Annotated in this window: 20 protein-coding genes; 14 read left to right on the top strand and 6 right to left on the bottom strand. The window is 63.4% G+C overall.

The genetic code is table 11. The features are described 5' to 3' along the window. Positions 1-6 precede the first annotated feature (6 nt). The 5 genes from DPM33_RS06995 to DPM33_RS06975 form a co-directional block, all read right to left on the bottom strand. Positions 7-1,023 (bottom strand): zinc-binding alcohol dehydrogenase family protein, encoded by a 1,017-nt coding sequence (locus DPM33_RS06995; RefSeq protein WP_112096648.1) that lies wholly within the window; start codon positions 1,021-1,023, stop codon positions 7-9. A gap of 70 nt (positions 1,024-1,093) precedes the next feature. Beyond that, positions 1,094-2,059 carry an ABC transporter permease gene (locus tag DPM33_RS06990; protein WP_112096647.1) on the bottom strand — a complete coding sequence of 322 codons (966 nt, stop codon included), beginning with the start codon at positions 2,057-2,059 and terminating at the stop codon, positions 1,094-1,096. Beyond that, positions 2,056-3,609 (bottom strand): sugar ABC transporter ATP-binding protein, encoded by a 1,554-nt coding sequence (locus DPM33_RS06985; RefSeq protein WP_112096646.1) that lies wholly within the window; start codon positions 3,607-3,609, stop codon positions 2,056-2,058. Before DPM33_RS06985 ends, DPM33_RS06990 begins: the two co-directional genes overlap by 4 nt. A gap of 219 nt (positions 3,610-3,828) precedes the next feature. Next, positions 3,829-4,824: an ABC transporter substrate-binding protein gene (locus DPM33_RS06980; RefSeq protein WP_112096645.1), complete on the bottom strand. Its 996-nt coding sequence runs from the start codon at positions 4,822-4,824 to the stop codon at positions 3,829-3,831. 351 nt (positions 4,825-5,175) lie between these two features. Beyond that, positions 5,176-6,681 (bottom strand): UxaA family hydrolase, encoded by a 1,506-nt coding sequence (locus DPM33_RS06975; RefSeq protein WP_112096644.1) that lies wholly within the window; start codon positions 6,679-6,681, stop codon positions 5,176-5,178. 356 nt (positions 6,682-7,037) lie between these two features. Between DPM33_RS06975 and DPM33_RS06970 the strand changes: the two genes are divergently transcribed. The 7 genes from DPM33_RS06970 to gndA all read left to right on the top strand — a co-directional run bounded on the left by DPM33_RS06970 (position 7,038) and on the right by gndA (position 13,708). Further along, the gene (locus DPM33_RS06970; RefSeq protein WP_112096643.1) at positions 7,038-7,940 is read left to right on the top strand and encodes a GntR family transcriptional regulator; all 903 of its coding nucleotides are present in this window, start codon (positions 7,038-7,040) and stop codon (positions 7,938-7,940) included. 133 nt (positions 7,941-8,073) lie between these two features. Next, positions 8,074-8,421 carry a DUF2946 family protein gene (locus DPM33_RS06965; RefSeq protein WP_112096642.1) on the top strand — a complete coding sequence of 116 codons (348 nt, stop codon included), beginning with the start codon at positions 8,074-8,076 and terminating at the stop codon, positions 8,419-8,421. A 91-nt stretch (positions 8,422-8,512) separates the two neighbouring features. Then, positions 8,513-9,058, top strand: coding sequence for a copper chaperone PCu(A)C (locus DPM33_RS06960; protein WP_112096641.1), 546 nt, complete (start codon positions 8,513-8,515; stop codon positions 9,056-9,058). A 30-nt stretch (positions 9,059-9,088) separates the two neighbouring features. Further along, complete coding sequence (locus tag DPM33_RS06955) at positions 9,089-9,607, top strand: YcnI family copper-binding membrane protein (RefSeq protein ID WP_112096640.1); 519 nt, start codon at positions 9,089-9,091, stop codon at positions 9,605-9,607. 53 nt (positions 9,608-9,660) lie between these two features. Next, positions 9,661-11,292, top strand: a complete 1,632-nt coding sequence (locus DPM33_RS06950) for a copper resistance CopC/CopD family protein (protein ID WP_112096639.1) — start codon at positions 9,661-9,663, stop codon at positions 11,290-11,292. A gap of 101 nt (positions 11,293-11,393) precedes the next feature. After that, on the top strand, positions 11,394-12,095 hold the full coding sequence (locus DPM33_RS06945; RefSeq protein ID WP_146770212.1) for a hypothetical protein: 702 nt from the start codon (positions 11,394-11,396) through the stop codon (positions 12,093-12,095). A 185-nt stretch (positions 12,096-12,280) separates the two neighbouring features. Further along, entirely contained in the window at positions 12,281-13,708 is a 1,428-nt protein-coding gene (gndA, locus tag DPM33_RS06940) for an NADP-dependent phosphogluconate dehydrogenase (protein ID WP_112096637.1), read from the top strand. Here gndA and DPM33_RS06935 read toward each other — a convergent pair. After that, entirely contained in the window at positions 13,705-14,748 is a 1,044-nt protein-coding gene (locus tag DPM33_RS06935) for a LacI family transcriptional regulator (protein WP_112096636.1), read from the bottom strand. The two genes, gndA and DPM33_RS06935, sit on opposite strands and share 4 nt — an antisense overlap. A gap of 384 nt (positions 14,749-15,132) precedes the next feature. Between DPM33_RS06935 and DPM33_RS06930 the strand changes: the two genes are divergently transcribed. The 7 genes from DPM33_RS06930 to mgrA all read left to right on the top strand — a co-directional run bounded on the left by DPM33_RS06930 (position 15,133) and on the right by mgrA (position 22,504). Next, on the top strand, positions 15,133-16,371 hold the full coding sequence (locus DPM33_RS06930) for an ABC transporter substrate-binding protein (protein WP_112096635.1): 1,239 nt from the start codon (positions 15,133-15,135) through the stop codon (positions 16,369-16,371). Between the two features lie 85 nt (positions 16,372-16,456). Further along, positions 16,457-17,350: a carbohydrate ABC transporter permease gene (locus tag DPM33_RS06925; RefSeq protein ID WP_112096634.1), complete on the top strand. Its 894-nt coding sequence runs from the start codon at positions 16,457-16,459 to the stop codon at positions 17,348-17,350. After that, a complete protein-coding gene (locus DPM33_RS06920; RefSeq protein WP_112096633.1) occupies positions 17,343-18,275 on the top strand; it encodes a carbohydrate ABC transporter permease in 933 nt (310 codons plus the stop codon). The genes DPM33_RS06925 and DPM33_RS06920 overlap by 8 nt, the downstream gene beginning before the upstream one ends. Continuing rightward, positions 18,275-19,384, top strand: a complete 1,110-nt coding sequence (locus DPM33_RS06915; RefSeq protein ID WP_112096632.1) for an ABC transporter ATP-binding protein — start codon at positions 18,275-18,277, stop codon at positions 19,382-19,384. Before DPM33_RS06920 ends, DPM33_RS06915 begins: the two co-directional genes overlap by 1 nt. A 38-nt stretch (positions 19,385-19,422) precedes the next feature. Next, positions 19,423-20,175, top strand: coding sequence for a sugar phosphate isomerase/epimerase family protein (locus DPM33_RS06910; protein ID WP_112096631.1), 753 nt, complete (start codon positions 19,423-19,425; stop codon positions 20,173-20,175). A 5-nt stretch (positions 20,176-20,180) separates the two neighbouring features. Continuing rightward, a complete protein-coding gene (locus DPM33_RS06905; RefSeq protein WP_112096630.1) occupies positions 20,181-21,323 on the top strand; it encodes a Gfo/Idh/MocA family protein in 1,143 nt (380 codons plus the stop codon). A 134-nt stretch (positions 21,324-21,457) separates the two neighbouring features. Then, on the top strand, positions 21,458-22,504 hold the full coding sequence (mgrA, locus tag DPM33_RS06900) for an L-glyceraldehyde 3-phosphate reductase (RefSeq protein ID WP_112096629.1): 1,047 nt from the start codon (positions 21,458-21,460) through the stop codon (positions 22,502-22,504). The last annotated feature ends 137 nt before the right edge of the window (positions 22,505-22,641 follow it).

Raw genomic sequence — 22,641 nt, 5'->3', positions numbered from 1 at the left:
CCGCGCTCAGCCGACCTCGATCACCGCTTTGATCAGGCCGGACTTCTCATGCGCCCACCTGGCGAGGTCACGCGGCGTTGCGGTGAGCGTCGTGCGATGCGTGACGAGCTTGTCCAATGGCACCGCGCCGTCGCGGATCGAGGCCGCGACATGGTCGAAATCGGCTCGCAGCGCATTGCGGCTGCCGACCAGCGTCATCTCGCGCTTGTGGAATTCCGGGTCGGAGAAGGCGATGTCGTCCTTGACGACGCTGACCAGCACCAGCGTCCCGCCATGCGCGACATGGGCGAAGGCCGACTGCACCGACCGGGTGTTGCCGGTGGCATCGAAAACAAGGTCGAAGCCTTCGCCGGCGGTTGTCTGTCGCACCAGTTCGGCGGCCGTCGCTTTCGAGGCGTCCAGCGGAGCAAAGCCGAGTTCCTTCTCAGCGAAGCCGAGGCGCTCGGAGCTCATGTCGAGCAGGCCGACATCCAGCCCCGCGATGCGTGCGAAGATCGCCGTGCCAAGCCCGATCGGGCCGGCGCCGATGACCAGCGTGCGCTGGCCGGGCGTTCCGAGCGAGCGGCGCACCGCATGCGCGCCGATGGCCAGGAATTCGACCGCAGCGGCGTCGGCTAGCGAAAGGCCGTTCGTCGGATAAAGGTTCTGCTCCGGCACCAGGATCTCGTCGCACATGGCGCCGTCGCGGTGGACCCCGAGCACCTCGATCTTCACGCAGCAATTCGGCTTGCCGTGCCGGCAGGCGATGCATTTGCCGCAGGCGAGATAGGGGTTGATGATCACCGGTTCGCCGACGGCAAGGTCGACGCCTTCACCCCTCTCGACGACCGTGCCCGCGACTTCGTGACCCATGATGCGCGGATAGGCGAGGAACGGGTGCTTGCCTTCGAAGATGTGGTAGTCGGTGCCGCAGATGCCGACATGGCTGACGGCGACACGCGCCCAACCGGGTGGCGGCGCTCCGGGGTTGGCGCGGTCTTCGAGGACAAGGTCGCCGGGCGAGCGGCAGACGACGGCTTTCATGGGCAATTCCAGTATTCAAAAAAAGGCGCCGGTCCCTCGGTTGAGCGGACCGGCGTCAGTCAGGGAGGATTCACTTGCCGCGACGGCGCAGGCCGTCGAAGTAGACGATGACGATGATCAGCAGGCCGGTGATGATGCGCTGCCAGAAGGCGTTGACGTTGAGCAGGTTGGCGCCGTTGTTGATGGTAGCGAGGATGAAGGCGCCGAGCAGCGGCCCGTGCACCGAACCCACCGCGCCGAACAGCGAGGTGCCGCCGATCACCGACGAGGCGATCGCCTGCAGTTCCCAGCCCTCCGCCTGCGTCGGATTGCCGATGCCGATGCGCGAGGCAAGCAGCACGCCGACGAAGGCCGCGCACAGACCGGACAGCGTATAGGCCATGTAGATGGTGCGCTGCACGTTGACGCCGGACAGGCGCGAGGCCTCGGCATTGGAGCCGACCGAGAACAGATAACGGCCCCAGCGGCTGTGATGCAGGAAGATGTAGGCCGGGATGCCGACCAGGATCACCATCCAGAAAAGATTGGGGACGCCGACAAAGGAGTTGCGCGAGAATTCCTGGAAGGCGTCGTTGTTGATCGAGATCGAATTGCCGTTGGTCATCAAGAGGCCGATGCCGCGCAGCGACGTCAGCGTCGCCAGCGTGATGATGAAGGGCGGCAGGCCCATCTTGACGATGCCGAAACCGTGGAACAGGCCAATGGCGACGCCAACCAGAAGCGTGATCAGGATGGCGACGAAGACCGGCACGCCCGCATTGATCAACATGGCTGCGATGACCGTGGAGAAGCCAACCACCGCGCCGACGGAAAGATCGATGCCGCCGGTGATGATGACGAAGGTCTGGCCGACCGCCAGGATGGCGATCATCGAACCCTGGCGCAAAAGGTTCGAGATGTTGTTGGCCGAAGCGAAGCTCGTCGTCGCCAACGACAGGATGACCCACAGCAGAACCAGCAGCGCCAGCAGCGTCAGCCCGAACAGGGCGTTGTAATTTCGCTTGGGCCTTTCGGCGGCGATGGCCTCGGTGCTCATTTCTGACCTCCCTGCTTTTCTTGTTTCTCGGCGAGCGCCTGCGTGAGAATGTCCTCGTGATCGGCGGTGCGGAAGCCATGCGTGGCGACCAGCTTGCCGCGCCGGAACACATGCAGCGTGTCGGCAAGCTCATAGACTTCCGGCAGATAGGACGAGATGAGGATGATGCCGGCGCCCTTCGACAGAAGCGCGCTGAACAGGCGGTAGATCTCGGCCTTGGTGCCGACGTCGACGCCCACCGTCGGCTCGTCGAAGATGAACAGCTTGGCGCCATGCGCCAGCCATTTGCCGATGACGATCTTCTGCTGGTTGCCGCCGGACAGGCTGGAGGCGAGCGCGTTGCGCGTCGGCGTCTTGATGCGCAGGTCGGCGATCTGGCGGTCGGCCTCGGTCTTTTCCTTGGCGCCGGAAATCAGCAGGTTGCTCGATATGCGTTTGTAGATCGGCAGGTTGAGGTTCATGCCGACCGGCAGATTGAGGCACAGGCCCTGGTCGCGGCGGCTTTCCGGGGCCAGCGCCATGCCGAGCCGGATCGCATCGTGCTCGGAATTGACCTGAACCTCCTTGCCTTGCCAGAGGATCTGACCGGCCGATTTCTTGTGGCGGCCGTAGAGCGTGGTGACGAACTCGCTGCGGCCGGCGCCGATCAGGCCGTAGAGACCGACGATCTCACCGGCGCGGACGGTCACCGAGACATTCTCAAAACCTTTGCCGGAGAGGTTCTTCGTCTCGACGATGGGCGCGCCGGGGGTGAAATGCTCCTTGTGGTAGATCTGCTCGATCGAGCGGTTGATCATCAGCTTGACCAGTTCGGGCTCGTTGGTTTCGGCGATGTTGCGGGTGCCTACCAGCGTGCCGTCGCGCAGCACGGAGACGCGGTCGGCGAGCTCGAACACTTCCTCCATGCGATGGCTGATATAGATGATGGTGACGCCTTCGCCCTTCAGCCGGCGGATCAGCTTGAAGAGCTGGTCGGCCTCCTTGCGGGTGAGGTAGGCGGTCGGCTCATCGAAGATCAGGAATTTGGTGCCGCGCACCGTGGCGCGGGCAGCGGCGATCAGCTGCTGCTGGCCGATGGTGAGGTCGCCGAGCACGACATGCGCAGGCAGGTCGAAGCCGAGGCCGTTGATGATCTTCTGCGCGTCCTTGACCATGGCGCGCTGCTGCAGCAGGCCGAAGCGGGACTCCTCTTCGCCGAGGAACATATTGGCGGCGACGGTGAGATGGCGGCACAGCACCACTTCCTGGTGAACGGCGTTGATGCCGAGCGCCATCGCCTCGTGCGGGGTGGCCAAAGCCACGGGCTGACCTTCCCAGATGACCTCGCCCGAGGTGCGGGGCATAACGCCGGTCAGAAGCTTGATAAGGGTGGATTTTCCGGCGCCGTTCTCGCCGACGATGGCGTGGATCTCACCCGCCTTGAAGGCAAGGTGCACGGGCTTCAGCGCATGCGTGCCGGGATAGCGCTTTTCCAGCCCGTTAAGTTCGAGGATCGTCCTGCCCGGTTGCAGCGTTGGGGCCGGGTGCAGTTCCTGCGCCGTCGACGTCATGACAATCCTCCCAGTTTGGTCTCAACCATTGGGTATGCGGCGATGCGTCTTCAGGTGCGCATCTTGATCGGCAAGGTAAGGCAAGTTCACGCAATTCCGAACGGAAAACCGCTACGCACTTTTCCTGGAATGCTTTGGCCGTCGAATTTCCAAGCCGTCCCACCCCCGGGGATGTTTCCGGGGCGAGACCGCCCCGGAAACCGATAGGGATCACGGTGCTCAGTTGAGCTTCGGGTTGAGCAGCGCGTCGATCTTCGGGTCCTTCATGTTCGCCTTGGTGACGAGGTTCGCGCCGGTGTCGACATTGGCTTCGACCTTCTCGCCCTTCGAGGCGGCCAAAGCGGTCTTGATGCCGTCATAGCCCATCCGGTACGGATCCTGGACGACGAGGCCGGAGATGACGCCGTCATTGAGGAACTTGATCAGCTTCTCGTCGCTGTCGAAGCCGATCAGCCCTACCTTGCCGGCAAGCTTATTCTCGGCGATCGCCTGGCCGACGCCCTGCGCCATGATCAGGTTGGAGGCGAAGATGCCCTTGAGGTCCGGATTGGCGGTGATCAGGTCGGTCGCGATGTTGAGGCCTGTGGTGGCCTGACCGTCGGCATATTTATCGGCGACGAGCTCGAGGCCCGGATACTTGGCCTTGATCTGTTCGATGAAGCCCTGCTTGCGCTGCTCGAGCGAGCCGGCACCCGGAAGCGCGGTGATCAGCGCGACCTTGCCTTCGACCTTGCCGCCATTGGCGGCGCCGATGGCGGCGGCGAGACCGTCGGCGGCGACGCGGCCGCCCTGAACGTTGTCGGTGGTCAGGAAGGAGGTGAAGGCCTTGGAGTCGGCGCCGGAGTCGATGCCGATGACCTTGACCTTGGAAGCCGCCTCGTCGATCGGCTTGCCGAGCGCCTTGAATTCGGTCGGCGAGATGACGATTGCCGCCGGGTTGCTCGCAACGGCGTTCTCGAGGATCGAGATCTGGCCGTTGACGTCGGTTTCAGCCTGGGCTCCGAGTTCCGGCACATTGACGCCGAGGTCCTTGCCGGCCTTGCGGGCGCCGGCCAGAACGATCTGCCAGTAGAAGGAGGTGGTGTCCTTGACGATGATCGGAATGGTCACGTCGGCCGCCGAGGCGGGTGCGGAATGCAGCGCGCCGGCAAGCATCGAAGCGGCGGCCAGAGCCACGAAAGCGCGGCGGTTGAGAAGGCTGGTCACGAATTTCATTAGGTTCCTCCCTAAAGTCGCCTGGTGAAGGTTTCGGAAGCTCCGTCTGGATAGGCGTGGCCCAAACAGAACTTTATCAATAAAAAACAGATGCCGTTTTTTGATAGTGCATCGCCATGGTCGATGCAAGCGGTCTCTGGTGCCTTTTGCGTGATGCGGGGTGAGATTTGTTCGGCTCTGCCGGCTCCTCCCGGGCAGCACAGGTGCTTCCGTTCCTCCTTATCGGGATGGAACATTAATTTCATCTTTCTGTCAATATGGAATATTCATTCCATATTGAGGTCGCACGATTGTGATGGCCCGATTCCTTCCCCGTCGACGGCGCCTTCCTGACGCGACGATGGCTGCGGACTAGAGGGTCGCGCCGAGATGCCAGGGCACGAACTCGTTGTCGCCGTAGCCGAACGCCTCGCTCTTGGTCTTGCGGCCGGACGCCGTCTCGATGATCAGCTCGAAGAGCTCGCGGCCCATGCCGGCGATGGTCTTCTCGCCCGAGGCGATGACGCCGCAATTGACGTCCATGTCCTCTTCCATCTGGTGATACATGGTCGAGTTGGTGGCGACCTTGATCGACGGCGTCGGATGGCAGCCGAAGCACGAACCGCGGCCGGTGGTAAAGACGATGACATTGGCGCCGCCGGCCACCTGGCCGGTGGCCGAGACCGGGTCGTAGCCGGGCGTGTCCATGAACACCAGGCCGTTGCCCGAGACCTTCTCGGCATAGCCGAAGACGCCGTTGAGCGGCGTCTGGCCGCCCTTGGCGACCGCGCCAAGCGATTTCTCCAGAATCGTGGTCAGGCCGCCGCGCTTGTTGCCGGGCGAGGGGTTGTTGTCGATCGAGGCGCCATGCTTGGCGGTATGGTCCTCCCACCACTTGACATAGCCGTCGAGCTTGGCGGCGATCTCGGGCGAGGCGGCGCGATAGGCAAGCAGATGCTCGGCGCCGTAGATCTCGGTGGTCTCGGAGAGGATGCCGATGCCGCCGCAGCCGGCCAGGATATCGACGGCGGCGCCCAGCGCCGGGTTCGCCGTGATGCCCGACATGCCGTCCGAGCCGCCGCATTGCAGGCCGACGACGATTTCCGAGACCGGGATCGGCTCGCGCTGCAAGTGGCCGACCTCATCGGCGATCTCGGCCAGCACGCCCATCGCCCGTTCGACCGATTTGCGCGAGCCGCCGGCTTCCTGGATGTTGAAATGGCGTTTTCCCGCCGCGACGCCCTTCTGGCCGTAGAGGGTGAGCTGGTTGACCTCGCAGCCCAGCCCCACCATCATCACGCCGCCGAAATTCGGATGGCGCGCATAGCCCGCAAGCGTGCGGTGCAGCACCATCATGCCGTCGCCGGTGCCGCTCATGCCGCAGCCCTGGCCGTGAACGATCGGCACGAAGCCGTCGATGCCGGGATATTTCGGCAGAATCGTGCGGTTGGCCTCGTCGGCAATGGCGTGGCAAACGGTGGCCGCGCAATTGACACTGGCGATGATGCCGATGAAGTTGCGCGTGCCGGCGCGGCCGTCGGCGCGGCGGTAGCCCATGAAGGTGCGCTTGCGGTCGGCCTCGGTGGCGTGCTCGGCCTCGCTCGGCGGCACCACCGGCAGGCGGCCGCTCTCGAACACCAGATTGTGCGAATGGACATGCTCGCCGGGCGCGATGTCCAACGTCGCGCGGCCGATCGCCTGCGCGTATTTCACCACCGCATCGCCGGCAGCGATCGGCTTGATCGCCACCTTGTGGCCCGGCTCGATCACCGCAGCAGCAGTGGCGCCGCCCGGCAATGGCGTCCCGATTTCGATGCGCCCGTTGGCAACGGCGACATTGTCGGAAGGCGAGAGAAGGATGGTGTTTGCAACGGTCACGGCGGCTGTCCTGGGTGGATCCTGGGAGTGCGGGCGGATTGACTTGCGCCCGTTTAAAGGTAATGTCTTTTATCGGGAAAAAACATTTTTGCGTCAATTGTTTTTTCGTCGCGGGCGGCGCGTGTCTCAGTAGACGCCCGCGGCCGCCCGTTTGGCAAGCTGGCGAAACGTTCCGCTTTTCGGAGGCCTGCGCTAGAGCAATTCCAGGAAAAGTGCCTGGCGGTTTTCCGTCCGGAATTGAGCGGAGACAAGGATTTAGAGCGGTTCGGCAATTCCGGGAAACGCCGAACTGCTCTAGGAACGCCGATCATATCGCGCTTCCGGCAGGCCGCCGCAAGCGTTGGGGGATACGGGGCATGTCGAAGAGCAACAATGTCTACAAGGACGCCTTCAACCGCTGCCTCAGGCTGTTGGACGAAACCAAGAGCCTGCCGTCCGAGCCTGAGCTCGGCACGCTGCTCGGCGTCAGCCGCACGACGGTGCGCAGCATTCTATCGCGCATGGAAGAGACCGGACTGATCGACTGGAACAAGCGCAACAAGACGGTGCTGCGGGCGCCGAAGCCGGAGGATTTCTTCCCCGAGGAGGAAACCGATACGCTGGCCGAGATCATCGAGCGCTCCTTCATGCGCCGGCTGCTTGCCGAGGGCGCCGAGGCCGGCATGCAGATCAACGAGCTGGAGCTGGCGCGCGAGATCGGTGTCGGTACCACCAGCGTGCGCGAATTCCTGATCCGCTTCTCGCGCTTCGGGCTGATCGAGAAGCGGCGCAACAGCCATTGGGTGCTGAAGGGTTTCACGCGCGCCTTCGCGTTGGAGCTGACCGAGATCCGCGAGATGTTCGAGCTGCGCTCGGCGGCGGCTTTCGCAGCGCTTCCGGAAGACAGCGCGGTGTGGATCGATCTCGATCAGCTGGAGTCCGAACACCGCCAGCTAGCGAGCGAAATCGCTACGCGCTTCAACGAGTTCTCCGAGCTCGACGAACGCTTCCACCGGCTGATCCACCGCGCCTCGCACAACCGCTTCATCGTCGACTTCTACGATGTGATCGCGATGATCTTTCACTATCACTACCAGTGGAACAAGGCCGAGGAGCGCCAGCGCAACGCGGTCGCGGTGCAGGAGCACCTCGCCTATATCGCGGCGCTGAAATCGCGCGATCCAGCCAAGGTGGATGCCGCCTGCCGCAAGCACCTGAAGTCGGCGCGCCAGACGCTGCTGACTTCAATTCCTGAAGGGCGGCAGGCGCAGCCGGCCTGACCAGCGAGCATGGCAAATCGCGCCGCGTTGCCGCAGCGCGGTTTTGCCGATTTTCCGACCGCATCCCCCCGTGCTACGGTCGATGTGGTTTCTGGAGAGCTTTCCGTTGGATATCCGGCTGAGACGATGGAGCATGCCGGCCGCGTTCGTCGCGGCGCTGCTTCTGTTGCTTCAGTCCTCGCTCGGCGCTTTCGCCTTCGGCGCGCCGTCGCAGCTCGATGCCTTCGGCAACGTCATCTGCACCCATGACGGGGCCGTCAAGCGTCCCGGCGGCGATCCGCACCAGCAGCATATGCCGGCCTGCTGCTCGCTTGGCTGCAACATGGTCTCGGCGGCGCATCCGCCGCCGCCGGACGCCGGCGCACTGGCCGGAACCCGGGTTTTTGAGACCGTCGCCTTCCAGCTTCCGGCCTTCCGACACCAGGATTTCGCCCGCGACCGTTCTCCCGCCAATCCGCGCGCGCCGCCGGCAATGGTCTGATACCGCGGAACCTTTTCGCGGACGCATCCATCCAACGATCAGACTGTTCGCGGCCGCATCCCGGCGCGACCCACGTATTCATGGAGCAACCATGTCCAAATTTCTTCCCAGGGCACAGGCCTATGCCCTTCGCGGCGCGCCGACGCTCGGCCTGCAATCTGTCGGCCTTGCCGCATTCGCCCTTCTCCTCCTCTTCGCCTGCATTCCCGCCGCGCTGGCGCATGAATTCAAGATCGGCGATCTCGAGATAGAGCATCCCTGGTCGCGGGCGACGCCGCCAGGCGCCAAGGTGGCCGGCGGCTATTTCACCGTGGTCAACAAGGGCAACGCGCCGGACCGGCTGCTGTCGATTTCCTCCGACATCTCGGACAAGGCCGAACTGCATGAGATGGGTGTCAAGGACGGCGTCATGACCATGCGGCCGGTCGAGGGCGGCCTGGAGATCCCGGCCGGCGGCAAGGTCGCGCTGAAGCCGGGCGCCTACCACCTGATGTTCACCGGCCTGAAGCGGCAGCCGAAGCAGGGCGAGAAATTTCCCGCGACGCTGACCTTCGAGAAGGCCGGCAGCATCAAAGTCGAGTTCCTGGTCGAAGGCATGGGCGAGACCGGCGAGATGGACATGGATCACGCTGAGTAATCCGCCAATTCGAAATCAGAGGGACATTTCATGAAGAAATATCTTTTGGCGGCGGGCGCGCTGCTTGCGCTCGGAACCAACGCCGCATTCGCCCACATCACACTCGAAACGCAGGAAGCGCCTGTCGGCTCGACCTACAAGGCGGTCCTGCGCGTGCCGCATGGCTGCGAGGGCAAGGCGACGACCGCCCTGCGCGTGCAGATTCCAGAAGGTGTGATTTCGGTGAAGCCGATGCCAAAGCCCGGCTGGACGCTGCAGACCAAGAAGGGCAAGTACGAGAAATCCTACCAGCTCTATGGCGAGACGCTGACCACCGGCGTCAAGGAAGTGGACTGGAGCGGCGGCAACCTGCCCGACGAATTCTATGACGAGTTCGTCTTCCGCGCTTCGCTGGCTGCCGATCTGCCGGCGGGCCAGATGCTTTATTTCCCGGTGGTGCAGGAATGCGGCGACGCCACCGATCGCTGGATCGAAATCCCGGCCGCCGGCCAGGATGAAGATGCCTTGGAAACTCCGGCGCCCGGCATCAAATTGCTGCCCAAGAAATGATCTCCTGTTGGCGCGCTCCATCAGGGCGCGCCGCTTCGTCTCGCAAAGACCGCATGAACGCATCTTTCCCAGTCCGCCTGAACGGCGTCCACATCAGGTTCCTCACGAGCGGCCTGCTCGCTGCTTTTGTGCTGATGGCGCTGTTGATCCTGCCTGGCCGTGCGTTCGCGCATGCGGCGCTGGTCGCGACCGATCCGGCTGACGGCGCAGTGCTGGCGCAGAGTCCCTCGCAGTTCTCGCTGACTTTCAGCGAGCCGGTCTCGCCGCTGGTGCTCACCCTGGTGCGTCCGGACGGTACGCAACTGCCGCTGAACTCCTATCGCCTGGACGGTCAGACACTCGCGATCGACAATCCCGAGGCGCTCAAATCCGGCACGCATGTGCTGAGCTGGCGGGTGATTTCAGAGGATGGCCATCCGGTCGGTGGGTCGGTGCTGTTTTCCATCGGCGCGCCAAGCGCTGCACCGGTGGCGGGCGAAGCCGTCGACTGGACGCTGCGCACGGCGATCTGGGCAGCCAAGCTGCTTCTCTACGCCGGCCTCCTTCTCGGCGTCGGCGGCGCGTTCGCGCTCGCCTGGCTGGCCAAGGACCGGCGCTGCGGCCAACGCTTTGTTGCCGTCGCACTGCTTTTCGGCCTCGTCGCGGCGCCCGTGTCGCTCGGCCTGCAAGGGCTGGACGGGCTTGGCGCGCCGCTCGCGCGGTTTGCGACACCGGTGGTCTGGAAGACCGCGCTGGAGACGAGCTTCGTCTGGACGGTGCTGATCGGCCTGATCGCGCTTGGTCTTGCGCTGTTGTCGCTTGCCGGGCCGCCGGGTCTTCGCAAGCTGTCGGCAAGTGCTGCGCTGTTCGGTGTCGGCGCTGCTCTTGCCGCGAGCGGTCATGCCAGCGCCGCCGAACCGCAATGGCTGACGCGGCCGCTGGTATTCCTTCACGGTGCGGCCATCGCCTTCTGGGCCGGCGCGCTGGCGCCGCTCGGCCTCGCACTGCGGAAGCAGCCGGCCGAAGCGCGCACGTTCCTCGCCCGGTTTTCGCGCGCGATCCTGCCCGTCGTCGCCGTGCTTGCCGCCAGCGGCATCGTGCTGGCGATCATCCAGGTGCAGGCTCCTGCGGCGCTGGTCCACACTGCCTATGGCCGCCTGCTGCTGCTGAAGCTCGCTCTGCTGCTCTTCCTGTTCACGCTTGCCGCGGTCAACCGCTGGACACTGACGGCGCCCGCCGAGGCCGGCGACACCGAGGTGCAACGGCGGCTGATGCGCTCGATCGGCATCGAGATGCTGATCGTGCTCGCCATCTTCGGCGTCGCCGCCGGCTGGCGCTTCACCCCGCCGCCTCGCGCGCTGGCGATCGCCGCCGCGCAGCCGGTATCGATCCACATCCACACACTGCAGGCGATGGCCGATCTCAGCATCACGCCTGGACATGCCGGCGAGGTCGCGGCCTCGGTGATGATCATGACCGGCGATTTCGGGCCGCTGGACGCCAAGGCGGTGACGCTGGTGCTGTCGAAGCCGGATTCCGGCATCGAGCCGATCAAGCGGCCGGCGACCAAGCCGGGCGACGGCACATGGCGGGTCGACAATCTCGTCATCCCACTGCCCGGACGGTGGAATGTGCGGCTCGACATCCTCGTCTCGGATTTCGAGATGGTGAAGATCGAGGCGCCGATCGATATTCGCGCCGAATAATATACCAGATGGCTATGCTTTTATTTTCCACATAAGCTGCGGGCTGCCTTTTGCGGCTCACTGGTTTTTACCAATGCGTTGAGGTGTTCGGGATCGTAGCGATGCTGTTGACGGAGCGCATTTCTTGGCAAAGAAAAATTGAATCAGTGGTCACGTCGACCCGGTCTATTGTGAAAGTATGTTGCGGTCTTCTGGTCTTTTTTCTTGTCTGCGGATGCGATCTCACAGGCAAAACAAGCTTGATGCAGCCTAGTTTGACGCGCGAGGAGCGTCTGAGGTTTACCGTAGAGTCCTACTACAAAAACCAATGTAAAAAGCAGTGGGCGCTGCTTTGGCCCATGGCGCGAGAAGGCGATGGCGAAGTCCTTTCAGAGCTTGCCTTGGAGCTTGGGGGAGACCTCGAGTTCCCTGCCTCAGATTCGGATATGAAAATTGATCCGGGTGACAAGGCACTTGCAAATGTCTTTGTCATGGCAATCTACGGCATGTCAAAATACCCTGACGACAAACGCATGCTCAACTACATCTTTGACCCTGCTCGATGGAACAGGGGCGATGTCACGGTTGTATCCATTCGTTCAGGTTCGATCAGTTATAGCTCAATCAAGCCTCCCCCTCAGGTCTTAATGACAAAGTTGAGAGATTGCCTGTCTCAGGCAAAATCCCCGGCTGCCGGCGACAGATGCGTCGCCCAAGCCAAAGAATTGGGGCTCATTCCAGATTTTTCCGAATACCGAAAAGCCATGGACGCAGTCCTGGCCACATACCGTCGGGGGAGTTGCCCTAGTCATCGTCCTTGGTAAGAGGATATTACCCGATGTCGGAACGTTACTTGACCTCCGGGAACTCCGGGGAAGTTCTGACTCGGCTTGGCCTGAACCTCACAAAGCGCGGACGCAACACAATTCGTCGAGGCGGTTGACGTCGTCGCGAAGGCCCGTCAAACATCCGGGCAAAAGTCCTACAAATCCGAAGCAGGGAAGAAACGATGGAAAAAGCCGAAATCGGCCTGATCGGCCTTGGCACGATGGGTTCCAACCTCGCCCTCAACATCGCCGAGCATGGGCACCGCATCGCCGTCTTCAACCGCACGCGGTCGCGCACCGACGCCTTTGTCGAGAGCGCCGGTCCGCTGAAGGACATGGTCGTCCCGTGCTACAGCCTTGAGGAGCTCGCCGCGGCGATCCGGCCGCCACGGCCGATCATCATCATGGTGCTGGCCGGCAAGCCGGTCGACGAGCAGATCGCGGCGCTGCGCGGCGTGCTCTCCGACAACGACATCGTCATCGATGCCGGCAACGCCAATTTCCGCGATACGATGCGCCGCTTCTCGGAACTCTCCGGATCCGGCCTTACCTTCATCGGCATGGGCGTGTCGGGCGGCGAGGAAGGCGCGCGGCACGGGCCGTCGATCATGGTCGGCGGCACCGAAGAGTCCTGGAAGCGCGTCGAGAACGTGCTGACGGCGATCTCCGCCAAGTTCAAGGACGAGCCTTGCGCCGCCTGGCTCGGGCATGACGGCGCCGGCCATTTCGTCAAGACGATCCATAACGGCATCGAATATGCCGACATGCAGATGATCGCCGAGATCTACGGCATCCTGCGCGACGGCCTCGGCATGCAGCCGAAGGAGATCGGCAAGGTCTTCGAACAGTGGAACCAGGGCCGGCTCAACTCCTACCTGATCGAGATCACCGCCAAGGTGCTGGCCGCCGACGATCCGAAGACCGGCAAGCCAGTGGTCGACATCATCCTCGATCGCGCCGGTCAGAAGGGCACCGGCAAATGGTCGGTCATCGAGGCGCAGCAGCTCGGCATTCCGGCAACGGCGATCGAGGCTGCGGTCGCGGCGCGCGTTCTATCCTCGATCAAGGAGGAACGGCAGGCGGCGGAAAAGGCCTATGGCAATATCGGGGTCGAGAAGATCTCCGGCGACAAGGCCGCGCTGCTCAAGGATCTGGAGCTGGCCTTGTTCGCCGGCAAGATCGCCGCTTACGCGCAGGGTTTTGCTGTGATGAGCGGCGCCTCGAAGGAATTCAACTGGAGCCTGCCGATGCCGACCATCGCCAAGATCTGGCGCGCCGGCTGCATCATCCGCTCGCAGATGCTGGACACGATGGCCGAGGCATTCGGTTCGGGCAGCGCTTCGACCAATCTTCTGATGGCGCCGGCCTTCATCGCCATGATGAAGGAGGCGCATCCGTCGCTCAGGCGCATCGTGGCGCGCGCTTCCGAGGCCGGCTCGCCGGTGCCGGCGCTGTCATCGGCGCTCGCCTATTTCGACAGCTACCGTCAGGGGCGCGGCACCTCGAACCTGATCCAGGCGCAGCGCGATTTCTTCGGCGCGCACGGTTTTGAGCGCATCGGGGAAGAGGGCGCGTTCCACGGCCCGTGGGGCAGCGGCGCGGGGCATTAAACCCGGTAAGGCAAAACCTCGCTCGGCTTGCTCAGCGATTGCAGCGAGCCGGGTTCCGTGCCGCCGATCCAGCCGAGCACGGCGCGGGCAAGCTCGGAGCCGGCGAGCCGGAAGTCTTCGTTTACGACGAGCAGTTCCCGCCGGAAAAGATGCAGCAATTCCGACGACTGCTTCGACACCACGTCGACGTCGCGGCCGAGCTTCAGCCCGGCATCCTCGATGCCGGCGACGATGGCGAGCGTCGCTGCGGCGGCGCTGCTGACGATGCCGTCCGGGCGATCGTCGCGGCGCATGAGCTGCGCGGTGCGCATCCTGATCTGCTCGATCGTGTGGTCGATGGAGACGGTGTTGAACGGCACCTCGCTGGCGCCGACCTCGCTCAGCGCATCGGCAAAGCCGTTCACGGTGTGACCGTAATAGGTGAGGCCGACCGGCGGCGTCACCAAAGCGAGGCGGCGCCGGCCGATGCGAGCGAGATGGCGCACGGCTTCGCCAGCGAAGGCGTAGTTGTCGAAATCATGGAAGGGGTGCGCGAGCCCCATCTCGGTGCGGCCATGCGTGGCAAAGGGAATGCCGTGCTCCAACATATAACGGGCGCGCGGATCGTTGGGTTGCGCGCGCGAAATGATGACGCCGTCGGCGGAACCTGTCTCCACCAGGTAGCGTATCGGATCCAACGGATCCTGCGAGCGCGAATAGGGCGTGACGATCAGATGGTAGGGCGTATCGGCAATGACTTCCGAGACACCGTAGATGATGTCCGAGACAAAGCTCATGATCTCGCGCTCGGTATTGAGCACCAGGCTGATGACGTTGGTCTTGCCGGTCCTCAACCTCACGCCGGCGCGGTTGGGGCGATAGCCGATCTGCTTGGCGACGAGCTGTACGCGGCGCCTGGTCTCGGCGCCGATTTCCGGCGCATCCTTCAGCGCGCGCGAGACGGTGGTGACGCCAAGCCCCGTCATAAAGGCAAGCGTCTTCAGCGTCGGCCGCTCCTTGCCCGACGCGTCGTCGCCCTTCTTCGTTACCCGTCTATCCATTCGTCCCGCCCGTCAGGCGCATAGCAGCCGCGGGGCTGGCCGGCAATCGTACAGTGTCGACTTTGCGAGACCTCCAGCCTGCGGCCAGCTCAATATACTGAAACGTTACAGGTTGCCAATATTCGTGATTGTCCCGGAAGGTTCGCAACCCGTGTGCTCCGGGTGTGGAGATGAGGTAAAGCCACTGGAATCACAGGTGAATATCGGCTCCGGCGTAATTTTGGCGCCAGTCGACCGCTCCAGTGCTGAATTAGCAGTCTCGAAAGGAGTATTTTGTTCGCGTGTCGAAAAAACTTCGATCGGCTTTGAACGAGGGGGTTGCCTAGGCGGATCATTTGCCGTATCCAAAATCTGTAACGTTTCAGATTCTGGGAGGAAGCCGAAATGCGATACAAATTCCTGACTGCTGCCTTTGCCGCGACGGTCGCGCTCAACTTCGCCGGTCCGGCGGCCGCGACCGACCTGGAAGTCACCCATTGGTGGACTTCCGGCGGCGAGGCGGCGGCGGTGGCCGAGCTTGCCAAGGCGTTCGACGCGACGGGCAATCACTGGGTCGACGGCGCCATCGCCGGCTCCGGCGGCACGGCGCGGCCGATCATGATCAGCCGCATTACCGGCGGCGATCCGATGGGCGCCACCCAATTCAACCATGGCCGCCAGGCGGAGGAACTGGTGCAAGCCGGGCTGATGCGCGACCTCACCGACATCGCCACCAAGGACAAGTGGACGGAGGTCGTGCGGCCGAAGAGCCTGCTCGACTCGTGCACCATCGGCGGCAAGATCTATTGCGTGCCGGTCAACATCCATTCCTGGCAGTGGCTGTGGCTGTCCAACGAGGCTTTCCAGAAGGCCGGCGTGCCGTTGCCGAAGGACTGGAACGAGTTCGTCGCCGACGCTCCGGCGCTGGAAAAGGCCGGCATCATTCCGCTGGCGGTGGGCGGGCAGCCCTGGCAGGCCTCGGGCGCCTTCGACGTGCTGATGGCCGCGGTCGGCGGCACCGACACCTTCCTCAAGGTCTACAAGGACAAGGACGCCAAGTTCGCCGCCGGTCCCGAGATCGCCAAGGTGTTCAAGGCGGCCGACGATGCCCGCAAGATGGCCAAGAACACCAATGTGCAGGACTGGAACCAGGCGACCAATCTGGTCATCACCGGCAAGGCCGGCGGCCAGATCATGGGCGACTGGGCGCAGGGCGAGTTCCAGGTCGCCGGCAAGACCGCCGGCAAGGACTACACCTGCCTGCCCGGCCTTGGCCTGAACGAGGTCATCGCCACCGGCGGCGATGCCTTCTACTTCCCGCTGCTCAAGGACGAAGCGAAGTCCAAGGCGCAGGTGGTGCTCGCCGAGACGCTGCTCGACCCGAAGACCCAGGTCGCCTTCAACCTCAAGAAGGGTTCGCTGCCGGTGCGCGGCGACGTCGACCTCGGCACGGCGAACGATTGCATGAAGAAAGGTCTCGCCATCCTGGCCAAGGGCGCCGTCATGCCGTGGACGGACCAACTGCTCTCGCAGGATACCCAGAAGCAGAAGGAGGACCTGTTCTCCGAATTCTTCGCCAAGCCCGACATGACGCTCGAAGAGGCGCAGAAGCGCTTCGCCGACATCATCGCCTCGGCGGATTGATCCACGGCGCCCCCGCCGGTTCCCGGCCCCTTGCCTATCGGGGTCGGGAGCATGACGTCCTCATTGTCCCAGCCCGGCTGCCGAGATGAGCAATAGCCAACGCCCCAACCAGATTTTCCGCAACCTCAACGCGAAAATCGCATCGATCCCGATGATCCTGACCGCGCTGGTGGTCTTCGTCGGCGGCACGGCGTGGACGGTGCTCTATTCCTTCACTAATTCGAAGCTTTTGCCGCGGCTCAACTTCGTCGGGCTCGACCAGTATCACCGGCTCTGGTCGACCTCGCGCTGGCTGGTCTCGATCGAGAACCTTTTGATCTATGGCGCGATCTCGCTGGTGTTCTCGCTGGTCATCGGCTTCGTGCTTGCAGCGCTTCTCGACCAGAAGATCCGCTTCGAGGACACGTTCCGCACCATCTTCCTCTATCCCTTCGCGCTGTCATTCATCGTCACCGGGCTGGTCTGGCAATGGCTGCTCAATCCGGATTTCGGCGTGCAGCGCGTCGTGCGCGACCTTGGCTGGACGAGCTTCAGCTTCGACCCGCTCTACAATTCCAGCATCGTCATCTATGGCATCTCGATCGCGGCGCTCTGGCAAGGCACCGGGCTGATCATGTGCCTGATGCTCGCCGGCTTGCGCGGCATAGACGAGGACATCTGGAAGGCCGCCCGGGTGGACGGCATACCGATGTGGAAGACCTATCTCTTCATCGTCATCCCGATGATGCGGCCAGTCTTCATCACCACGCTGGTCATCATTGCCGCCGGCATCGTCAAGGTCTACGACCTTGTCGTGGCGCAGACCAGCGGCGGCCCCGGCATCGCCTCCGAAGTGCCGGCGAAATATGTCTACGACTACATGTTCTTCGCGCAGAATCTCGGCCAAGGTTTCGCCGCCTCGACCATGATGCTGCTCTCGGTGGTGATCGTCATCGTGCCATGGGCCTATCTCGAATTCGGAGGCCGCAAGCGTGGTTGACGTCGCCTCCCTGTCCACCGGGGCGCAAGCGCTGCGGCGCGACGCCGCCGGCCCGAGCGGACCGAAGCCGCGGCACGCCCTGTCGCGCCGCAATATCTTCCTTTACGGCACGCTGATCGTCGTGGCGCTCTATTACCTGTTGCCGCTCTACGTGATGATCGTCACGTCGCTGAAGGGCATGCCGGAGATCCGCCTCGGCAATATCTTCTCGCCGCCGGTCGAGATCACCTTCGAGCCCTGGGTGAAAGCCTGGGCGACGGCCTGCACCGGTCTCAACTGCGACGGACTCTCGCGCGGGTTCTGGAATTCGGTGCGCATCACCGTGCCGTCGGTGATCCTGTCGATCGCGATCGCCTCGGTGAACGGCTATGCGCTCGCCAACTGGCGCTTCAAGGGCGCCGACACCTTCTTCATCATCCTGATCGTCGGGGCCTTCATCCCCTATCAGGTGATGATCTATCCGATCGTCATCATTCTGCGCGAAATCGGCATCTACGGCTCGCTGACCGGCCTGGTGATCGTGCACTCGATCTTCGGAATGCCGATCCTGACGCTGCTCTTCCGCAACTATTTCACCTCGATGCCCGAGGAATTGTTCCGCGCCGCGCGCGTCGACGGCGCCGGCTTCTGGGGCATCTATCTGCGCATCATGCTGCCGATGTCGCTGCCGATCTTCGTCGTCGCCATCATCCTGCAGGTGACCGGCATCTGGAACGACTTCCTGTTCGGCGTCGTCTACACGCGCCCCGACACCTATCCGATGACGGTGCAGCTCAACAACATCGTCAACTCGGTGCAAGGCGTGAAGGAATACAACGTCAACATGGCCGCCACGATCCTCACCGGCCTGGTTCCGCTCATCGTCTACTTCATTTCCGGCAAGCTCTTCGTGCGCGGCATCGCCGCCGGCGCGGTGAAAGGATGATGATGGAAGCTGACATCGCCAATCCCAGCGTTTCGATCCAGGACCTGTCGCTCAATTTCGGCGCCGTCTCGGTGCTGCAGACGCTCAATCTGGATGTAGCCGAGGGCGAGTTCATCGTGCTGCTCGGGCCATCCGGATGCGGCAAGTCGACCTTGCTCAACTGCATTGCCGGGCTGCTCGACATTTCGGACGGCCGCATCTTCATCAAGGGCAAGAACGTCACCTGGGAGGAGCCGAAGGACCGCGGCATCGGCATGGTGTTCCAGTCCTACGCGCTCTACCCGCAGATGACGGTGGAGAGGAACCTCTCCTTCGGATTGCGCGTCGCCGGCGTGCCGAAGGAGGAGATCGCCAAACGCATCGCGCGCGCCGCCGAGATCCTGCAGATCGAGCCGCTGCTGCAGCGCAAGCCGTCGGCGCTTTCGGGCGGCCAGCGCCAGCGCGTGGCGATCGGGCGGGCGCTGGTGCGCGACGTCGACGTCTTCCTGTTCGACGAGCCGCTCTCCAATCTCGACGCCAAGCTGCGTTCGGAACTGCGCGTCGAGATCAAGCTTTTGCACCGTCGCTTGCAAAACACGATGATCTACGTCACCCACGACCAGATCGAGGCGATGACGCTGGCCGATCGCATCGCGGTCATGAGAGGCGGGGTCATCCAGCAGCTCGATGCACCGCAAACGATCTACAACCGGCCAGTCAACCGCTTCGTCGCCGGCTTCCTCGGTTCTCCGGCGATGAATTTCCTCAAAGGCGAGTTGGAGGCGGGCGCCGTCCCCGTCTTCAAAGCGGACGGCGTGTCGGTGCCGCTCGGCCGCTATCAATTCGACGGCGACGGCGGCCGGGCGGCCAAGCCTTGCATCTTCGGCATCCGGCCAGAGCACATCGCCTTCGGCGACGCCGCCGGAGCCATGCCGTTCACCGCCGAGTCGACGGTCGAGATCGTCGATCCGATGGGCTCCGACACGCTGGTGTGGACCAAGCTCGGCGGCCAGATCATCTCCTTCCGCGTCGAAGCGGACAAGACGCTGCGCAATGGCGATGCGATCCGCATCGGCTTCGATCCGGCGCGCGCCTCGCTGTTCGACGCTCAAACCGACAATCGCCTCTAACTCCGAAAGACATCCCCCAAGCAGAACGGACAGGACAGATGAACTGGTCATTCCAACTCTACAGCGCCCGCAATTTCCAGCCATGGAACGGCGTGGTGAAGATGCTCGGCGAGCTCGGCTACAGTCAGGTCGAGGGCTTCGGCGGTGTCTATGACGACCCGAAAGCGTTCCGAGCCGAGCTCGACGACAACGGGCTGGCGATGCCGACCGGACATTTCTCGATAGACGCGCTGGAAAATGATTTTGACGGCGTGCGCAAAATCGCCGACGCGCTCGGCATCACGCTCTTGATCTGCCCATATCTGATGCCCGACCAGCGCCCGACCGACACGGCCGGCTGGCGCGGCTTCGGCGAACGCCTCGCCAAGGTCGGCGAGGTGGCGAAAAAGGCCGGCTACGGCTTTGCCTGGCATAACCACGATTTCGAGTTCAAGGCGCTTGCCGACGGCACGCTGCCGCAGGACCACATCCTGTCCGCCGCACCCGATATCGGCTGGGAAATGGACGTCGCCTGGGTGGTGCGCGGCGGCGCCGATCCGCTGCCCTGGATCGAAAAGCACGGCAAGCGCATCACCGCCGTCCACGTCAAGGATATGGCCAAGCCGGGCGAGGGGCTGGACGAGGACGGCTGGTCCGATGTCGGGCACGGCACAATCGACTGGGCGGGCCTGTTCAAGACATTGCGCGCCAGGAGCGCGGCGAAGTATTTCATCATGGAACAGGACAATCCCAACGACATCGAGCGTTATGCCCGGCGCTCGATCGCAGCGGCCAAGAGCTGGCAGGAGTAATCGAAATGGCAGACAAACTTGGCGTCGGCGTCATCGGCTGCGGCAACATCTCGAAGGCGTATTTCTCGCTCGCGCCGCTGTTTCGCGGCATCAAGATGCGGGCCTGCGCGGATATCAACTTGGACGCCGCCAAGGCGCGGGCGAAGGAGTTCAAGCTCCGCGCCGAGACGGTTGACGAACTGCTGAAGGACGATGAGATCGACATCATCGTCAATCTGACGATCCCGGCCGTGCACTACGAAGTTTCGAAAGCGGTCCTCGACGCCGGCAAGCATGTCTATTCGGAAAAGCCGTTCGTCTTGTCGATCGAGGAAGGGCTCGATCTGAAGAAACGGGCCGAGAAAAAGGGCCTGCGCATCGGTTCGGCGCCGGACACTTTCCTCGGCGGCGCGCACCAGTTGGTGCGCGAGCTGATCGACAGCGGCAAGCTCGGCAAGATCACCAGCGGCACCTGCCATGTAATGGGCCACGGCATGGAGCACTGGCACCCCAATCCCGACTTCTTCTTCCAGCCGGGCGCCGGTCCGGTGCTGGACATCGGTCCGTATTACGTCACCAACCTGATCCAGCTGATCGGGCCGGTGAAACAGGTTGCGGCCTTTGCCACGACCCCGGCCAAGGAGCGCACCATCAGCTCCCAACCGCGCGCGGGTGAAAAAATCCCGGTGAACACGCCGACCACCATCCATGCGCTGCTCGAATTCGCGAATGGCGCGGTGATCACGCTCAACACCTCCTGGGACGTCTGGAGCCACGGGCACGCGCCGATGGAGCTCTACGGCGAAGCGGGCACGGTCTTCGTGCCGGATCCGAATTTCTTCGGCGGCGAGGTGCGCTTCACCGACAGCGCCAAGCCGGTGAAGAAGCTGCCCAAGTGGAACCATCCCTTCGGTGTGCCGAACGAGATGCATGGCCAAGGCATGATGGCCAACTACCGCACCGCCGGCCTTGCCGACATGGCGATCGCGATCGCCGAAGGACGGCCGCACCGCTGCTCGATGGAGCTGGCGCTGCACGCCGTCGACGTCATGACCGGCATCCTGCGTTCGGGCGAGAGCGGCAAATATGTCGCCATGCAGACGAGCTGCGAACGGCCGGCCGCGCTCGGCGTCAAGGATGCGAAGGCGCTGCTGGCCAAGAAAAAATAGCCGGCAGCGATTATCGATAATTTTTCCATCTCCCTCTCCCCGTCCCGCCGGGGAGAGGGTAAGGAAGAGGGGCAAGCATCGATTCAATTTTCCTGGCAGCGGTCGTCGCGCCGGTTCGATCCCGAGGATTTCCCATGCCCTATGTCGCCGCCGAGAACCGCTACGAGAAGATGATCTACAACCGTTGTGGACGCTCCGGCCTGAAGCTGCCGGCGATCTCGCTCGGGCTGTGGCATAATTTCGGCAACGACACGCCGCACAGGACCAAGCAGGCGATCGTGCGCAAGGCCTTCGACCTCGGCATCACGCATTTCGACCTCGCCAACAATTACGGTCCGCCGCCCGGCTCGGCCGAGACCGCGTTCGGCGAGATCATGCGCACCGATTTCGCCGCCTATCGCGACGAGCTGATCATCTCGACCAAGGCGGGCTACGAGATGTGGGCTGGCCCATACGGCGAGTGGGGCAGCCGCAAATACGTGCTGGCCAGCCTCGACCAGAGCCTGAAGCGCATGGGGCTCGACTATGTCGACATCTTCTATTCGCACCGCTTCGACCCGGAGACGCCGCTGGAGGAGACGATGGGCGCGCTCGACCATGCGGTGCGCTCGGGCAAGGCGCTCTATGCCGGCATCTCGTCCTACAATTCGCAGCGCACGCGCGAGGCGGCCGACATATTGCGGCAGCTCGGCACGCCCTGCCTCATCCACCAGCCGAGCTATTCCATGCTCAACCGCTGGGTCGAGGACGATGGGCTGCTCGACACGCTGGAGGGGCTGGGCATCGGCTCGATCGTGTTCTCGCCTCTAGCGCAAGGCATGCTGACCGACAAATATCTCGGCGGCATTCCCGAAGGCAGCCGGGCATCCCAAGGCAAATCGCTGCGTCCGGCTTTCATCAACGACAAGTCGATTGCCAACATCAAGGCGCTCAACGCCATTGCCGGCCGGCGCGGGCAGACGCTGGCGCAGATGGCGCTGGCCTGGGTGCTGCGCAAGGGCAGGGTGACCACGGCGCTGATCGGCGCCAGCCGGCCGGAGCAGGTCGAGGATTGTGTCGGCGCGCTCAAGGCGCTCGACTTCAGCGATGCCGAGCTCGCCGAGATCGATACTTATGCGCGCGAATCCGACATCAACCTTTGGGCGGCTTCCGCCGAGCGCAAGGGGCCGCCGCGCAAGTAGAGATTAGCCGGCGAAGCATCGCCGCGCGGCGCACGCCAGATGGCACGCGCTGCGGAAACAGTGGCAAAAACCTTCGTTCGTCGCTATCTCAGGGAATTGAGGTCGCCAGCACGCAAGATTCCGTGCGGGCGTCGTTT

It is taken from the genome of Mesorhizobium hawassense, assembly GCF_003289945.1.
Classification (GTDB): Bacteria; Pseudomonadota; Alphaproteobacteria; order Rhizobiales; family Rhizobiaceae; genus Mesorhizobium; species Mesorhizobium hawassense.
Note: the sequence above shows the minus strand (reverse complement) of the source record. Positions and strands in the feature narration are given on the sequence as shown.

What these genes read in the sequence shown, in the direction of transcription:
- DPM33_RS06995 (WP_112096648.1), bottom strand. Translation starts at nt 1,023, where the DNA reads ATGAAAGCCGTCGTCTGCCGCTCGCCCGGCGACCTTGTCCTCGAAGAC.
- DPM33_RS06990 (WP_112096647.1), bottom strand. Translation starts at nt 2,059, where the DNA reads ATGAGCACCGAGGCCATCGCCGCCGAAAGGCCCAAGCGAAATTACAAC.
- DPM33_RS06985 (WP_112096646.1), bottom strand. Translation starts at nt 3,609, where the DNA reads ATGACGTCGACGGCGCAGGAACTGCACCCGGCCCCAACGCTGCAACCG.
- DPM33_RS06980 (WP_112096645.1), bottom strand. Translation starts at nt 4,824, where the DNA reads ATGAAATTCGTGACCAGCCTTCTCAACCGCCGCGCTTTCGTGGCTCTG.
- DPM33_RS06970 (WP_112096643.1), top strand. Translation starts at nt 7,038, where the DNA reads ATGTCGAAGAGCAACAATGTCTACAAGGACGCCTTCAACCGCTGCCTC.
- DPM33_RS06965 (WP_112096642.1), top strand. Translation starts at nt 8,074, where the DNA reads ATGCCGGCCGCGTTCGTCGCGGCGCTGCTTCTGTTGCTTCAGTCCTCG.
- DPM33_RS06960 (WP_112096641.1), top strand. Translation starts at nt 8,513, where the DNA reads ATGTCCAAATTTCTTCCCAGGGCACAGGCCTATGCCCTTCGCGGCGCG.
- DPM33_RS06955 (WP_112096640.1), top strand. Translation starts at nt 9,089, where the DNA reads ATGAAGAAATATCTTTTGGCGGCGGGCGCGCTGCTTGCGCTCGGAACC.
- DPM33_RS06950 (WP_112096639.1), top strand. Translation starts at nt 9,661, where the DNA reads ATGAACGCATCTTTCCCAGTCCGCCTGAACGGCGTCCACATCAGGTTC.
- DPM33_RS06945 (WP_146770212.1), top strand. Translation starts at nt 11,394, where the DNA reads ATGCTGTTGACGGAGCGCATTTCTTGGCAAAGAAAAATTGAATCAGTG.
- gndA (WP_112096637.1), top strand. Translation starts at nt 12,281, where the DNA reads ATGGAAAAAGCCGAAATCGGCCTGATCGGCCTTGGCACGATGGGTTCC.
- DPM33_RS06935 (WP_112096636.1), bottom strand. Translation starts at nt 14,748, where the DNA reads ATGGATAGACGGGTAACGAAGAAGGGCGACGACGCGTCGGGCAAGGAG.
- DPM33_RS06930 (WP_112096635.1), top strand. Translation starts at nt 15,133, where the DNA reads ATGCGATACAAATTCCTGACTGCTGCCTTTGCCGCGACGGTCGCGCTC.
- DPM33_RS06925 (WP_112096634.1), top strand. Translation starts at nt 16,457, where the DNA reads ATGAGCAATAGCCAACGCCCCAACCAGATTTTCCGCAACCTCAACGCG.
- DPM33_RS06915 (WP_112096632.1), top strand. Translation starts at nt 18,275, where the DNA reads ATGATGGAAGCTGACATCGCCAATCCCAGCGTTTCGATCCAGGACCTG.
- DPM33_RS06910 (WP_112096631.1), top strand. Translation starts at nt 19,423, where the DNA reads ATGAACTGGTCATTCCAACTCTACAGCGCCCGCAATTTCCAGCCATGG.
- DPM33_RS06905 (WP_112096630.1), top strand. Translation starts at nt 20,181, where the DNA reads ATGGCAGACAAACTTGGCGTCGGCGTCATCGGCTGCGGCAACATCTCG.
- mgrA (WP_112096629.1), top strand. Translation starts at nt 21,458, where the DNA reads ATGCCCTATGTCGCCGCCGAGAACCGCTACGAGAAGATGATCTACAAC.